This is a genomic window from Streptomyces sp. NPDC001156 (genome assembly GCF_053598275.1).
The window spans coordinates 112,141-125,944 of record NZ_JBSFJX010000001.1 but is presented as its reverse complement, the minus strand read 5'-3'; the positions used below and the strand labels follow the sequence as shown (position 1 = coordinate 125,944).

At 70.2% G+C, this 13,804-nt stretch carries 11 protein-coding genes; 5 read left to right on the top strand and 6 right to left on the bottom strand.

The window, feature by feature from the left end; all coding sequences use genetic code 11:
* Positions 1 to 164 precede the first annotated feature (164 nt).
* On the bottom strand, positions 165 to 1,052 hold the full coding sequence (panB, locus tag ACWDA7_RS00535) for a 3-methyl-2-oxobutanoate hydroxymethyltransferase (RefSeq protein WP_359393390.1): 888 nt from the start codon (positions 1,050 to 1,052) through the stop codon (positions 165 to 167).
* Positions 1,053 to 1,273: 221 nt separating this feature from the next.
* Between panB and ACWDA7_RS00530 the strand changes: the two genes are divergently transcribed.
* The 4 genes from ACWDA7_RS00530 to ACWDA7_RS00515 all read left to right on the top strand — a co-directional run bounded on the left by ACWDA7_RS00530 (position 1,274) and on the right by ACWDA7_RS00515 (position 6,095).
* Complete coding sequence (locus tag ACWDA7_RS00530; protein WP_450602008.1) at positions 1,274 to 2,866, top strand: MFS transporter; 1,593 nt, start codon at positions 1,274 to 1,276, stop codon at positions 2,864 to 2,866.
* A 93-nt stretch (positions 2,867 to 2,959) separates the two neighbouring features.
* The gene (locus tag ACWDA7_RS00525) at positions 2,960 to 3,586 is read left to right on the top strand and encodes a TetR/AcrR family transcriptional regulator (protein ID WP_359393394.1); all 627 of its coding nucleotides are present in this window, start codon (positions 2,960 to 2,962) and stop codon (positions 3,584 to 3,586) included.
* A gap of 176 nt (positions 3,587 to 3,762) precedes the next feature.
* Positions 3,763 to 4,785, top strand: coding sequence for an endonuclease/exonuclease/phosphatase family protein (locus tag ACWDA7_RS00520; RefSeq protein WP_360988918.1), 1,023 nt, complete (start codon positions 3,763 to 3,765; stop codon positions 4,783 to 4,785).
* A gap of 89 nt (positions 4,786 to 4,874) precedes the next feature.
* On the top strand, positions 4,875 to 6,095 hold the full coding sequence (locus ACWDA7_RS00515) for an MFS transporter (protein WP_450602007.1): 1,221 nt from the start codon (positions 4,875 to 4,877) through the stop codon (positions 6,093 to 6,095).
* A 218-nt stretch (positions 6,096 to 6,313) separates the two neighbouring features.
* Here ACWDA7_RS00515 and ACWDA7_RS00510 read toward each other — a convergent pair whose 3' ends face one another.
* The 4 genes from ACWDA7_RS00510 to ACWDA7_RS00495 all read right to left on the bottom strand — a co-directional run bounded on the left by ACWDA7_RS00510 (position 6,314) and on the right by ACWDA7_RS00495 (position 11,829).
* On the bottom strand, positions 6,314 to 8,068 hold the full coding sequence (locus ACWDA7_RS00510) for an NAD+ synthase (protein ID WP_450602006.1): 1,755 nt from the start codon (positions 8,066 to 8,068) through the stop codon (positions 6,314 to 6,316).
* 250 nt (positions 8,069 to 8,318) lie between these two features.
* Positions 8,319 to 10,220, bottom strand: a complete 1,902-nt coding sequence (locus tag ACWDA7_RS00505; RefSeq protein ID WP_450602005.1) for a S53 family peptidase — start codon at positions 10,218 to 10,220, stop codon at positions 8,319 to 8,321.
* Between the two features lie 323 nt (positions 10,221 to 10,543).
* Entirely contained in the window at positions 10,544 to 11,167 is a 624-nt protein-coding gene (locus ACWDA7_RS00500; protein ID WP_450602004.1) for a DUF305 domain-containing protein, read from the bottom strand.
* Positions 11,164 to 11,829, bottom strand: a complete 666-nt coding sequence (locus ACWDA7_RS00495) for a DUF3105 domain-containing protein (protein ID WP_450602003.1) — start codon at positions 11,827 to 11,829, stop codon at positions 11,164 to 11,166. Before ACWDA7_RS00495 ends, ACWDA7_RS00500 begins: the two co-directional genes overlap by 4 nt.
* Before the next feature lie 150 nt (positions 11,830 to 11,979).
* On the opposite strand from ACWDA7_RS00495, the gene ACWDA7_RS00490 reads away from it, so the two are divergent.
* The gene (locus ACWDA7_RS00490; RefSeq protein WP_450602002.1) at positions 11,980 to 12,420 is read left to right on the top strand and encodes an RrF2 family transcriptional regulator; all 441 of its coding nucleotides are present in this window, start codon (positions 11,980 to 11,982) and stop codon (positions 12,418 to 12,420) included.
* 28 nt (positions 12,421 to 12,448) lie between these two features.
* Here the strand turns inward: ACWDA7_RS00490 and ACWDA7_RS00485 are convergent, their stop codons facing one another.
* Entirely contained in the window at positions 12,449 to 13,630 is a 1,182-nt protein-coding gene (locus tag ACWDA7_RS00485; RefSeq protein WP_450602001.1) for a globin domain-containing protein, read from the bottom strand.
* Positions 13,631 to 13,804 lie beyond the last annotated feature (174 nt).

The window sequence follows — 13,804 nt, the reverse complement described above, 5'->3', positions numbered from 1 at the left end:
GCAGCCCGCCGACGGACCGCCGGCAGACGGGCCCCCGCCGCAACAGCCGGCAGCCCGCCGACGGGGGAAGATCGGCGGGCTGCCGCTGCGCCCTCCTTGGGGGCGCGGGGAACTGCGCGACCGGCCAGGCACGGCCCGCAGTGTGCCGGTTACCGCACCCGGGCTCAGTGCACCGAGTGCTCTTCGAGCGGGAACGTCCCGCCCACGACGTCCTCGGCGAAGGCCTTCGCCGCATCGCCCATCACCTGGCGCAGGTCCGCGTACTTCTTCACGAACTTCGGCACCCGGCCGCCGGTCAGCCCCATCATGTCGGTCCACACGAGGACCTGCGCGTCCGTGTCCGGGCCCGCGCCGATGCCGACCGTCGGGATGTGCAGCGCGCGGGTGACCTCCGCGGCCAGCTCCGCCGGGACCAGTTCGAGCACGACCGCGAACGCGCCCGCGTCCTGCACCGCCTTGGCGTCCCGCATCAGCTGCGCGGCGGCCTCCTCACCGCGGCCCTGCACCCGGTAGCCCATCGCGTTGACGGACTGCGGGGTGAGCCCGATGTGCGCCATGACCGGGATGCCGGACTCCACCAGCAGTTCGATCTGGCCGTGCGAGCGTTCGCCGCCCTCCAGTTTCACCGCGCCGACCCCGGCCTCCTTGACCAGGCGGGTGGCCGAGCGCAGGGCCTGCACCGGGCCTTCCTGGTAGGACCCGAAGGGCAGGTCGCCGACGATCAGGGCGCGCTGTGTGCCCCGGACGACCGCCGCCGAGAGCATCGTCATCTCGTCGAGGGTGACGGGTACCGTCGTCTCGTACCCGAGGTGGCAGTTGCCCGCGGAGTCGCCGACGAGCATGACCGGGATACCGGCCTCGTCGAACACCGACGCGGTCATCGCGTCATAGGCGGTGAGCATGGGCCACTTCTCGCCGCGTTCCTTGGCGGCGGTGATGTCCCGAATCGTGATGCGGCGGGTGCTCGTTCCCCCGTACAGCGCCTTGCTGCTGTCGGACGGCTTGAGCACACTCTGAGCGGACTGCCCCTGGGCAGCGGGAAGCTGCGTCATCGCAACGCTCCTTCTGTCATCTCGAGGCGCCCTGACGGCGTCCCCGGACCACCCTCATGGTGGCACTTCGTGCCACGCGCGGCTAGTGCGGGGTGAGAAGGGGGGCCTGCGTCCCAGGACCTAGGCCGGTTTTCGCGGCGACCTAGGTCTTTCCTTAAGGTCTCCGTAAAGTATTCCGATACGAGACCGTTCCGTATCGAAAGTTGCCTAGGCTCGTTGCCATGACTACCCAAGCTGTCCCCGTCGAGCGGGGGGTGCCCGAGGCGGTGCACAAGCGCCGTTGGGCCATCCTCGGCGTGCTCATGCTCAGCCTGCTGATCGTGGTGCTCGACAACTCCATCCTGAACGTCGCGATCAAGACGATCTCCACGCCGGCGCCGACCGGCCTGGGTGCCACCCAGAGCGAGCTGGAGTGGGCCATCAACGCCTACACGCTCGTCTTCGCCGGACTGCTGTTCACCGCGGGTCTGCTGGGCGACCGCCTGGGCCGCAAGAAAATGCTGCTGGCCGGCCTCGTGGTGTTCGGCGGCGGGTCGGCGCTCGCCGCCGAGTCCGGTTCTCCGGGGCAGCTCATCGCCTTCCGCGCGCTCATGGGCCTCGGTGCGGCCTTCGTGATGCCCGCGACGCTCGCGGTCCTCATGAACGTCTTCGAGCGTGACGAGCAGCCCAAGGCCATCGGCATCTGGGCCGGCGGTGTGGGCCTCGCCATCGCCATCGGCCCGATAACCGGCGGCGTGCTGCTCGACCACTTCTGGTGGGGCTCCGTCTTCCTGATCAACGTGCCGATCGTGGTCGTCGCCCTGGCCCTGATGATCTGGCTGGTCCCTGACTCCCGCGACCCGAACCCCGGCCGCATCGACCCCATCGGTGTGGTCCTCTCGGTCGTCGGCCTGGTCCTGCTCGTCTACGGCATCATCAAGGGCGGCCAGCTCGCGGACTTCACCGACGCCACGGTCCTCGCGACCATCGCCGCGGGTCTCGCCGTGCTCGTGCTGTTCGTCGTGTTCGAGAAGCGCAGCGACCACCCGTCCATCGACGTCACGTACTTCAAGAACAAGGTCTTCTCCGCCGCCATCGCCGCGATCGCACTGGTCTTCTTCGCGCTGATGGGCGTGACCTTCTTCTCCGTCTTCTACACCCAGAGCGTGCGGGGCTACTCGCCGCTGCAGACCGGTCTGCTGATGCTGCCGCTGGCCGTCGCGCAGATGATCTTCGCGCCGCGCGCCAGGCTGCTGGTCGACCGGTTCGGCAACAAGGCCACGACCACCGCCGGCATGGTGGTCATCGCGGCGATGCTCGGCGCGTTCGCCGCCCTGCAGGCCGACACGCCGATCTGGATCCTCGAGGTCATCTTCTTCCTGATGGGCACCGGAATGGCGCATATCATGACCCCGACCAGCGTCGTCATCATGCAGGCGCTGCCCCGGGAGAAGGCGGGCTCGGCGTCCGCGCTCAGCAACACCTTCCGCCAGGTCGGCGGTGCTCTCGGCATCGCGGTCCTCGGCTCGGTCCTGTCGACGTCCTACCGCAACGGCATCCAGGACAAGCTGTCCCTGCTCCCACCGGGCGTCCGCCACACGGCGGGCGAGTCGATCGAGGCGACGCTCGGCGTGGCCGCGAAGCTCGGCCCGAACGGCAAGGCCCTCGTCTCCCCGGCCAACGACGCGTTCCTGCACGCGATGCACACCACGGCGCTGTGGGGCGCGGGCGTCGCGGTGATCGGCGCGGTCGTCGTGGCGCTGTTCCTGCCGGGGAAGGCGCCGGCCACGCAGAGGGGCAAGGAGGAGCAGGAGTTGGTGGGGGCCGATCACTGACGGCACGTCATGGCCGGGCACTCGGGGCGCCGGGTGCCCGTTCAGGCGTACACGGGGGAGAATCATCCCAGCGCAGCAAGGACGGAGTCGAACGTGAGCCTCGCGCAGAGCCGGCCTCAGCAGGACTGCCCCGTACGGGGACGCCCCCGTAGCGAGGCCGTGGAACGGGCCATCCTGGAAGGGGTGATGAAGCTCATCGAGGAGGGCGTCCCGCTCGCGGACCTGTCGATAGAGCGGATCGCCCGTACGGCCGGCGTCGGCAAGGCCACCATCTACCGCCGGTGGAGCAACAAGGAGGACCTCTTCGTCGACGTCCTGCGGGCGGGCGAGCCGGAGGACCCCGAACTGCCCGGGACCTCGATGCGTGACGACCTGGTCGTGCTCCTGGAGTCGCTGCGGCAGCGCGGACTGGCCAACCGCTCCTCGGCCATCCTGCGCAATGTGCACGCCCAGATGAAGAGCAGCCCCAAGATCTGGGCCGCCTACCACACGACCGTCGTCGCCCCGAGGCGCCGGCTCGGGCTGGAAGTCCTGCGCCGCGGCCAGGAGAACGGCGAACTGCGCAAGGACGTGGACGTCGACCTGATGAACGATCTCCTCGTCGGCCCCATGCTCGTACGCTCCTTGCTGCGCCCCGACGCCCGGCTCGAGAAGGGACTCGCCGAGGAGATCGTCGACACGGTCCTCGAAGGACTACGGCCCGTCAGTTCGCCGGAGTAATGTGCTGGTTTCGTCACAGACGGCACCTCTCGTGCCGTTGTTCGGAACTCCGGGCTCCGCGTTCGCCGTCCTCGTGTTCGTACGGCCGCCATGGGGCGGCAGAGACGGAGCCGATCATCCCCTAGGGTCGTAACGGCGGGGGCGACGGTGTGCACGGCAAGTGGTGAGGCGACGGTATGGCGCAGGCGTACAAGACGGAGGCGGGCGGCGGCGGCACGGGTCCGTACCGCAGAGGATCCCGGCTCCGGCACCTGCGCGGCGGCGGCATCTGGCGCCGCGGGATCGTGCTGGCCGCTCTCGCGGTCGTCCTCGCCCTGGTGATGGTGCTGCACGCGAAGATCCCCAACGCCATAGGCAATCTCGGCAGCCTCTCCGAGACGTTTCTGCCGTGGCTCGGAGTGGTGTTCATCCCGCTGCTGCTGATCCTCGCGCTGGTGCGCAGGTCGGCCACCGCGCTGATCGCTCTGCTGGCGCCGCTGGTCGTGTGGCTGAACCTGTTCGGCGGTCTGCTCGGCGACAAGACCGGGAGCGGCGGCGATCTGACGGTGGCCACGCACAACGTCAACGCCGACAACCCCGACCCGTCCGGCACCGCCCGCGACGTGGCGAACTCCGGCGCGGACGTGCTGGCCCTGGAGGAGCTGAAGGCGTCCGCGGTCCCGGTGTACGAGCGGGCGCTGGCGTCGACGTACAAGTACCACTCGGTGCAGGGCACGGTCGGGCTGTGGAGCAAGTACCCGCTGCGCGGGGTGAAGGCGGTGGACATCAAGCTGGGCTGGACGCGGGCGATGCGGGCCACCGTCGACGCGCCTGAGGGGCAGGTCGCCGTCTACGTCGCCCATATGCCCTCGGTGCGGGTGAAGCTGGCCGCCGGGTTCACCGCACGGCAGCGCGACACCAGCGCGGACGCGCTCGGCGAGGCCATCGCGGGCGAGAGGCTGAGCCAGGTGATCCTGCTGGGCGACCTCAACGGCACGATGAACGACCGCGCGCTCAGGGCCGTCACCTCCCAGATGCGCTCCACCCAGGGTGCGGCGGGCAGCGGCTTCGGGTTCAGCTGGCCGGCGTCGTTCCCGATGGCGCGGATCGACCAGATCATGGTCAAAGGCGTCCAGCCGGTGAGCTCGTGGACCCTCCCGCGGACGGGGAGCGACCACCTGCCGATCGCGGCGCGTGTGAAGGTGGACACGGGCTCGTAACCGGCTGGAATAGTCGGCGTGAGAGACTTTGTTCCGTACGCGAACATATCAATCGCTCCCGTACGGAACTCCTTTCTGAAAGGCCCCTCATGCCCCTGGCCCTGCTCGCCCTCGCCGTAGGCGCCTTCGGTATCGGCACCACCGAGTTCGTGATGATGGGCCTGCTGCCCGAGGTCGCGGACGATCTGTACATATCCATCCCCGCCGCCGGGCATCTGGTCTCGGCGTATGCACTGGGCGTGGTGATCGGCGCGCCGCTGCTCGCCGCGGTCACCGCCCGGCTGTCCCGCCGCAAGGTCCTCATCGGCCTGATGGGACTGTTCGTGGTGGGCAACGCGCTCTCGGGCCTCGCGCCCGGCTACCACTGGCTGCTGGCCGCCCGCTTCCTGAGCGGACTGCCGCACGGTGCCTTCTTCGGCGTCGGCGCCGTCGTCGCGACCGGTCTGGTCGCCCCCGAGCGCAAGGCGCGCTCGGTCTCGCTGATGTTCCTGGGGCTCACGGTCGCCAACATCGCCGGCGTACCCGTCGCCACCTTGACGGGCCAGCACCTGGGATGGCGGGCGACGTTCCTCGGCGTCAGCGTGATCGGGGTGGCGGCGATCGTGTCGCTCTTCCTCCTGATCCCGCATGACCACACCCACGCCCCGGCCGGCGGACTGCGGGGCGAACTCGTGGCCCTGCGCTCGCTGCCGGTCTGGCTGGCGCTGGGCACCACGGTGGCGGGCTTCGGCGCCCTGTTCTCGGCCTACAGCTACATCACGCCGATGCTGACGGACGCTGCGGGCTACGCGGACGCCAGCGTGACCCTGCTCCTGGCCCTGTTCGGCGTGGGCGCGACGATCGGCAACCTGGTGGGCGGCCGTCTGGCGGACCACTCGCTGCGGGGCACGCTGTTCGGCGGCCTGACCGCGCTGGCGGCGGTGCTGGCGCTGTTCCCGCTGCTCATGAGCGCGCAGTGGAGCGCGGCCCTGGCGGTGGCCCTGCTGGGCACGGCCGCGTTCATCACCGGTTCCCCGCTCCAGCTGATGGTGATGGAGAAGGCCTCCGCGGCCCCCTCCCTCGCCTCCTCGGCCAACCAGGCGGCCTTCAACCTGGCGAACGCGGGCGGTGCCTGGATCGGCGGCCTCGCCCTGGCCGCGGGCTTCGGCGCCACCTCCCCGGCGGTCGCGGGCGCGGCTCTCGCCGTGCTGGGCCTCGCGGTGGCGGGTGTCGCGTACGCGGTGGACCGCCGGCATGGCACTCCGCAGACCGGGCGGGAGCGTGTGGTGGCGGCGCATCTGCCGGACCACGCGGAGAGCGTGCGCGGCTGACAAGGGTGTTGAGGGGCCGGGCCGGTGGCTCGGCCCCTTTTCGCACGATGGGGCCTAGCGCTGCCGGCCCGTCATGGGCGTCCCCTCCTCGAGCCGAGCCGAGAAGCCCGCGCTCCTGGACCGAGGCCGTTCAGGCCGAAGCGGGCGACCGGGGGCGGCGGCCCCCCGGGACAGGGGCGCGACCGGGGGCACCGTCCGGACGGCGCCCCCGCGGAGCCTTACGCGTGCTCGCGCCAGCGGTTCGTGATCGGCAGCCGGCGGTCCTTGCCGAAGCCCTTCGCCGAGATCTTCGTGCCCGGCGGGTACTGCCGGCGCTTGTACTCGGCCGTGTCGACCATCCGCAGGGTCCTCACCACCAGGTCGCGGTCGAAGCCCGCCGCCACGATGGCGTCGGCGCCCTGGTCCCGGTCGACGTACAGGTCGAGGATCGCGTCCAGGACCGGGTAGTCGGGCAGCGAGTCCGTGTCGACCTGCCCGGGTCGCAGCTCCGCGCTCGGCGGCTTCGTGATCGAGTTCTCCGGGATGGGCGGCGTCTGGCCCCGCTCCTCAGCTGCTCGGTTGCGCCACCGCGCCAGCTGGAAGACCGATGTCTTGTACACGTCCTTGATCGGGCCGTACGCGCCCACCGAGTCGCCGTACAGCGTCGAGTAGCCCACCGCCAGCTCCGACTTGTTGCCGGGCGCCAGCACGATGTGGCCCTCCTGGTTGGAGATCGCCATCAGCAGCGTGCCGCGGAGCCGGGACTGGAGGTTCTCCTCCGCCAGACCGGTTAGCCCGAGGGCGTCCATGTAGGCGGTGAACATCGTCTCGATGGAGACGGTGCGGAAGTTCAGACCGGTGCGCCGCGCCAGCTCCGCCGCGTCTCCCTTGGAGTGTTCGGAGGAGTACTTGGACGGCATGGAGACCCCGTACACGTTCTCCGCGCCCAGCGCGTCGCACGCGATCGACGCGACCAGCGCGGAGTCGATGCCGCCCGAGAGGCCGATGAGCACCGACCTGAAGCCGTTCTTCTTCACATACGCCCGCAGGCCCACGACCAGCGCCGAGTAGACCTCCTCGTCGTCCTCCAGGCGCTCCGCGTAGCCGCCCGTCAGCTCGGGCTCGTATTCCGGGAGCGGCTCCTCGGACAGCACCAGCCGGTCGATGCGCAGTCCGTCGTCGACGACGCCCTCCGGCGCGTCGGGCTGCGCCGCGGGCAGGTCGAGGTCCAGGACCACACAGCCCTCGGTGAACTGCGGTGCCCGCGCGATCACTTCGCCGTCCGGGCCGACGACGATCGAGTCCCCGTCGTAGACCAGCTCGTCCTGGCCGCCCATCATGGCGACGTAGGCGGTGGTGCAGCCGGCCTCCTGTGCCCGCTTGCGCACCAGCTCCAGGCGCGTGTCGTCCTTCTCGCGCTCGTACGGGGAGGCGTTGATCGAGACCAGCAGCCCGGCCTTCGCGGTCCGCGCGGCCGGCACCCGGCCGCCCTCCTGCCACAGGTCCTCGCAGATGGCGAGCGCCACGTCGATCCCGTGCAGACGCACGACCGGCATGGTGTCGCCCGGCACGAAGTAGCGGAACTCGTCGAAGACGCCGTAGTTGGGCAGGTGGTGCTTGGCGAAGGTGAGGACGACCTCGCCGCGGTGCAGCACCGCCGCGGCGTCCTGCGGGGCGCCGGCCGGCTGGCCGTACTTCGGCTGGGCGGTCTCGCAGCGGTCCAGATAGCCGACGATCACCGGCAGCTCCCCGAGTCCCTCGCCGGCGAGGCGCGCGGCGAGGTCCCGCAGGGCCGCGCGAGAGGCCTCGACGAAGGACGACCGCAGGGCCAGGTCCTCGACGGGGTACCCGGTCAGCGCCATCTCCGGGAACGCCACCAGGTGCGCTCCCTGCTCGGCGGAGTGACGGGTCCAGCGGAGGATCGCCTCGGCGTTTCCGGCGAGATCACCGACGGTCGAGTCGATCTGATTCAGGGCGAGGCGTAGTTGAGGCACGGCCCCAGTCTAGACGCCAGTAATCGTCAGAGCGACACAATGGGGCTGTGGGCCGCCCCACGCCCGGCGCGCCCCTCCGGCAGCGGGCCGCGGCGGCGGGCGGGGGCCTTGCGATCACCGTGGGATGCCGAAGAGGCACCGGGGCATCACGGACGAGGCGCCGGCGCAGCGACCGGCCCGGCACACGGATGCGCCCGCTCCCCCTTCAGGACGAGGAGCGGGCGCACGGTCGTCGAACCGCCGAGTCGTGTCAGTGGCGACGGTAGGACTCGACGTAGCCGGGAGCGGGCGAGCCCACACCGGTCACGTCGTCGTAGCCCTTCACGGCCGACAGCGAGCTGTCCTTGCCGAGGCTGCGCACGGAGACGGCCAGACCGTCCGCCGCGTCGAACCCGTTGATGAAGTCGACACGCGCGACCGCGAGGTCCTTGCCGGTCGGCTTGTCCACCACGTCGTGGTACAGCTTCGAGCCGTACTTGGCGTAGATCGTCGGGTTGGCGAAGCCGATCGCCTTGCCACCCCGGGCCTCCTGGGCCAGGGCCTGGACGGCCGCGATGACCGGCGCGGCCAGCGAGGTGCCGCCGATGCGGTACTCGCTGTACTGCTGCGACCCGTCCGGGAAGGTCTGCGTCTGGCCGACCTTGAAGCCGGTGTTCGGGTCGGCGATCGCCGCGATGTCCGGGACGACGCGGTTGCCGTCGGCGCTGTTGGCCTTGGCGAGCGCGTCCGGGACGACACCCTTCTGGTAGAAGGGCTCGGCCACAGTCTTGCTGGTGCCGCCGCCCGCGCCCGAGGTGAACGCGCCGGGGAAGTTCGTCCAGCTCTTGCCGTCGGCCGACAGGGTCGCCTTCTCGGTGCCCCAGCCGGTCTCCCACAGGTACTGGTTGTCCCGGCCCACAGCCAGCGAGGTGCCGCCGACCGCCGTCACCCACGCCGAGTTGGCCGGGGTGTCGACCTGCTTCGTCCCGGTGTTGGCGACCTGGTCGCCGTCGTCACCGGAGGAGAAGTAGAAGCCGATGCCCTCGACCGCGCCCAGCTGGAAGACCTGGTCATAGGCCGCCGCGAGGTCCGGCGTCTGGTTCGCCTCGATGTCGCCCCAGGAGTTGGAGACGATGTCGGCCAGGTGGTTGTCGACGATCTTGCCGAGCGAGTCGAGGAGATCGTCGTCGAAGCAGGACGCGGCGCCCACGTACGTGACATTGGCGTTCGGCGCGACCGCGTGCACAGCCTCGACGTCGAGGGACTCCTCGCCGTACCAGCCGGCCGCGTCACAGTCCTTGGTCTTCTTGTAGCTCTTCGGGAGCACCTGGTTCAGCTGACCCGTCGACCAGGCCGCGTCACCGTGCTTGTTCGCGTAGGTGGCCGCGTCGAAGGCGATGGTCGGCGAGGCGTAGGCGTCGGTGATGGCGACGCGGACGCCCTTGCCTGTGCGCGTGCCGGCGCCGTACGCGGCCCGCAGCTGCTTGCCGGTGTAGCCCTTGACGGCGTACGGGATCTTCGTTCCGTACGCGTCCGGCAGCGTGGTCGCGATGTTCGAGCCGTAGTACGAGGAGAACGGCCCGGAGTTCTTGAACACGGCGCTCGGCGGCGGCAGTTGGTCGTCGTGGCGCGCCACGTGCGGCGCGTTGTCCAGACCGGTCACGGTCAGGACGGCACCGTTCAGGCTCTCCGGCGCGGTGGCCGCCTTGGACGGCGCGCGGTAGGTCTTCGAGCCCTTGGCGTAGTTGTGCAGCTGGGTCCCGAACGCCCGCTCGGCGGCGGCCACGTCACCGGTGACGGCGACGTAGTGCTGCGTGACGGCGGTGACCTGCAGACCCGCGGCCTTCAGCCACGACGTCACGGCGGCCACCTGGGCCTTGGTCGCACCGAAGCGCTGCTGCGTCTGCTTGGCGCTGAGGTACTTGCCGTACAAGGGCGAAGCCGGGTCGGAGACGGCCTTGGCGTAGGCCGCCAGGCCGGCGGCGTTGCGGCCGGCCAGGTAGACGCGGGCCGAGACCTGGGCGCTGTTCGAGGTCGCGCCCTTGTCCGCCTTGGCCGTCGCCCACGCGGGCTTGGTGCCCGCGAGCGCATCCCGGCCGGGGTTGTTCGCGGCGTGCGCCGCCGGTATGCCGAGCGCCAGTGCACCGGCGAGCAGCGGCAGTGTCGCTGCCATGCTCACTCCGGCGCGCGCCGTGGCGCGGTTGGATCTCATATAGCCCCCTGCAATGCGGTTCGTCGCATGTGGTGGTTAGTCGGCGATCCGCGTAGAACCGCCGCGCCGAAGCGCGGCGAATGGATCACACGATGGGGGCCACTCTTTCGATGAACGGTTCATGCCAGGGGAATGAAATGGCCAAGAAGAACTCAAGTGACCGTGAGTATGTGGCATTTGAGGCGGTTTCGGCGAACCCCCGTCTGTTGCGGGTTGATTGCGATCGCCCGGAGATCCTTGCGGCGGCCGCAGCGCGCGGCGGGGGCGCCTGGGTGTGCGAGGGGTCAGTCCTGTGGCGTGGCGCCGCGTTCCTTGAGCATGGTCGCCATCAGTTCGATTTCCGACTGCTGCGCGTCGACCATGCCCTGCGCGAGCTTCTTCTCCACGCCCACCGTGCACTTGGCGACGCAGCCCTCGGCCATGTGGATGCCGCCCTTGTGGTGTTCGGTCATCAGCTGCAGATAGAGGATCTCGGCCTGCTTGCCGTGAAGCGTGTCCAGCTTCTTCAGGTCGGTGTTGGTCGCCATGCCCGGCATCAGCGCGCCGTCCTGGCCGGGGGGCATGTCACCCATGCCCATCCATGTCATCGGCGGATCGGCGGACACCTTCGGCAGTCCCCACAGGTCGAGCCAGCCCAGCAGCATGCCGCGCTGGTTGGCCTGCGTCTGTGCGATGTCGTAGGCGAGCCGGCGCACTTCCTCGTTCTGCGTGCGGTCGCGCACGATGTACGACATCTCGACGGCCTGCTGGTGATGGACCGCCATGTCTCGGGCGAAACCCGCGTCCGCCGACTCGGCGGTGGGCACCTTGGCCGTGGCCCCGGCGTCCTCGGCGACCGCGTAGGTGACCGCTCCGGCCGCGACGAGCACCGCCGCGGCCGATCCCGCGATCCAGCCGATGTGCCTCATTGGCCCAGCCCGCCGGTGCAGGCGGCGCCCGGCTCGGGCGTCTGGGCGCCCTGGACGAACTGGGCGAAGAACTTGTCGACGTCCGGGTCGCTCGCGCTCTCCACCGTGCGCTGGTGCGCCCAGGCGCTGAGCATGATCGGGTCCTTCTGGTCCTCGACCGGGCTCATCAGCGTGTACGGCGTCTTCTGCACCTTGGCCGCGAGCGCGTCGACATCGGCCTTGGACGCCTTGGAGTTGTACGTCACCCAGACCGCCCCGTGCTCCAGCGAGTGCACTGCGTTCATGTTGTTGAGGGGCTTGGTGTAGACGTCGCCGTTGCAGTTCTGCCAGACCGGGTTGTGGTCACCGCCGACCGGGGGCTCCATCGGGTAGTTCACGGTCTTGGTGGTGTGGGTGCGGCCCAGCGTGCCCTTCCAGGTGTTCACCCCGTCGGCGCCGGCGACGAAGTGGCCCGGCCCCTTGGAGTCGTCGGCCGCGGAGGCCTTGTCACCGGACTGCGACTGGATGAGGACGACACCGCCGACGACGAGACCGGCGACGACGACCACGCTCGCGGCGATGGTGAGGATCCGGTTGCGACGCTCACGGGCGCGCTCGGCGCGACGCATCTCCTCTATTCGCGCCTTGCGCTCGTTGGAGCCGGTCTTGTTGGCGGAACCCATGGCGAGTCCTTTGGGGAAAGAGACGGGCGGGACCGCTGATCGTAGTGGGAACGGGGCCACCCGCATGTAGGGAGGTCATGGGAATGGCAGAACAAGTGATTTTCCTGCCAGTAATTTGAATCTTGGATGCGCATTATTTACGCTGGCGGCATGCGGCTGTTGCGCTCCACCGACCTGGCGCTGCGCGTCCTGATGAGGCTCGCCGTCGCGGGCGAGGCCCACCCCACGACCCGAGAGGTCGCGGCGGCCATGGACGTGCCCTACACGCACGCCGCGAAGGTCGTCGCCGAACTCCAGCACATGGGGCTGCTCGAGGCGCGGCGCGGCCGGGGTGGCGGGCTCACGCTCACTGAGGCCGGGCGCAAGGCGTCGGTCGGCGGTATCGTGCGCGCCTTCGAGGGGGACGACGACGTCGTCGAGTGTGAGGGTGCCACGCCCTGCCCGCTGCACACCGGGTGCCGGCTGCGCGGCGCGCTCCGGCGGGCCCAGGAGGCGTTCTTCGCCTCGCTGGACCCGCTGACGATAGAGGACATGGTCGCGGCACCGACGGGACCGCTGCTGCTGGGCATCTCCCGGATGCCCTCCTCCTGACCGGTTCGCGGACCGGCCGGAGGTTCCGTCAGCCCTGGGCCAGCCAGAGGTCGGGTCCGAACACCTCGTAGTGGATGTCGGCGGGTGCCACGCCCTTCTCGAGAAGCTGGGTCCGGACGGCCCGCATGAAGGGCAGCGGCCCGCACAGGTACGCGCGCGTGCCCGAGGCGACCGCAACCCGGGAGAGGTCGACACGGCCGGTCTGCGCGGAGTGCGGCGCGTCCTGCTCGTACCAGAAGTGCACGGCGGCGTCTTCCAGCTTGTCCGCGAAGCCTTCGTGGTCGGCGCGCAGGGCGTGCACGGCGGGGGAGCGGTCCGCGTGCACGACCGTGACCGGGGAGCCGTGGCCGGTGCGGGCCAGCTCCTCCAGCATGGCGATCATCGGGGTCACGCCGATGCCGGCGGAGGCGAGCAGCAGGGGTGCCTCGTCCGCGTCCAGGACGAGGTCGCCGTACGGAGCGGACAGCTCGACGGTGTCGCCCTCCTCCACGCGTGCGTGCAGGTGGCTGGAGACCTCCCCGTCGGGGCCCGCGTCGCCCTGTACGCGCTTGACGCTGATCTGCCGCAGCGGTGAGCCGGGCGCGGAGGAGAGGCTGTACTGGCGGATCTGCCGGGCGCCGTCCGGCAGTTCGACGCGGACGGAGACGTACTGGCCGGGGCGGAAGTCCGGGACGGGGCCGTCATCGGCAGGGCGCAGCTGGAAGGTGGCGACGTCCGCGGCCTCCTCGACGCGCCCCATGACCCGCCAGGTCCGCCAGCCGGTCTGCCCGCTCGCCTCGTACAGCCGCTTCTCGATCGCGATCAGTGCGTTCGCCATCAGCCAGTAGACCTCGTCCCAGGCGGCCGCCACCTCGGGGGTGACCGCGTCGCCGAGCACCTCCACGATGGCCGCGAAGAGGTGCCCGTGGACGACCTTGTACTGCTCGGGCGCCACCCCCAGCGAGGCGTGCTTGTGGGCGATGCGGCTCAGCATCACGTCGGGCCGCTCGTCGGGGTGGTCCACCAGATACGCGGCGAAGGCGGCGATCGAGCCCGCGAGGGCCTGCCGCTGGGTGCCGGCCGCCTGGTTGCCGCGGTTGAAGAGGTTCCGCAGCAGATCCGGGTGGGCGGTGAACAGCCCGTCGTAGAAGCGCTCGGTGATCTCCGGGAGTGCGGCGCCGACCGCGGGGAGGGTGGCACGGACGGTGGCGGCGGACTGCTCGGACAGCATCGGGACTCCTTTGCGAAGGGAAGGGTGGTTGCGGCCCCTCGGCCTCTCCAGCACGGTAATAAAAGTTGCATCTAAGATGCAAATTAAGAACGAGGTCGAGCGCACGGGCACGCCATTACGCAAGGGCCGACGAGCAGGCAAGATGGGCGGCAGAGCGAGGCATCCGCTCAGGCG

Bases quoted from the DNA above. Each gene is read 5' to 3' on its own strand.
- panB (WP_359393390.1), bottom strand. From the start codon at position 1,052: ATGACGCAGCTTCCCGCTGCCCAGGGGCAGTCCGCTCAGAGTGTGCTC.
- ACWDA7_RS00530 (WP_450602008.1), top strand. From the start codon at position 1,274: ATGACTACCCAAGCTGTCCCCGTCGAGCGGGGGGTGCCCGAGGCGGTG.
- ACWDA7_RS00520 (WP_360988918.1), top strand. From the start codon at position 3,763: ATGGCGCAGGCGTACAAGACGGAGGCGGGCGGCGGCGGCACGGGTCCG.
- ACWDA7_RS00515 (WP_450602007.1), top strand. From the start codon at position 4,875: ATGCCCCTGGCCCTGCTCGCCCTCGCCGTAGGCGCCTTCGGTATCGGC.
- ACWDA7_RS00505 (WP_450602005.1), bottom strand. From the start codon at position 10,220: ATGGCAGCGACACTGCCGCTGCTCGCCGGTGCACTGGCGCTCGGCATA.
- ACWDA7_RS00500 (WP_450602004.1), bottom strand. From the start codon at position 11,167: ATGAGGCACATCGGCTGGATCGCGGGATCGGCCGCGGCGGTGCTCGTC.
- ACWDA7_RS00495 (WP_450602003.1), bottom strand. From the start codon at position 11,829: ATGGGTTCCGCCAACAAGACCGGCTCCAACGAGCGCAAGGCGCGAATA.
- ACWDA7_RS00490 (WP_450602002.1), top strand. From the start codon at position 11,980: ATGCGGCTGTTGCGCTCCACCGACCTGGCGCTGCGCGTCCTGATGAGG.
- ACWDA7_RS00485 (WP_450602001.1), bottom strand. From the start codon at position 13,630: ATGCTGTCCGAGCAGTCCGCCGCCACCGTCCGTGCCACCCTCCCCGCG.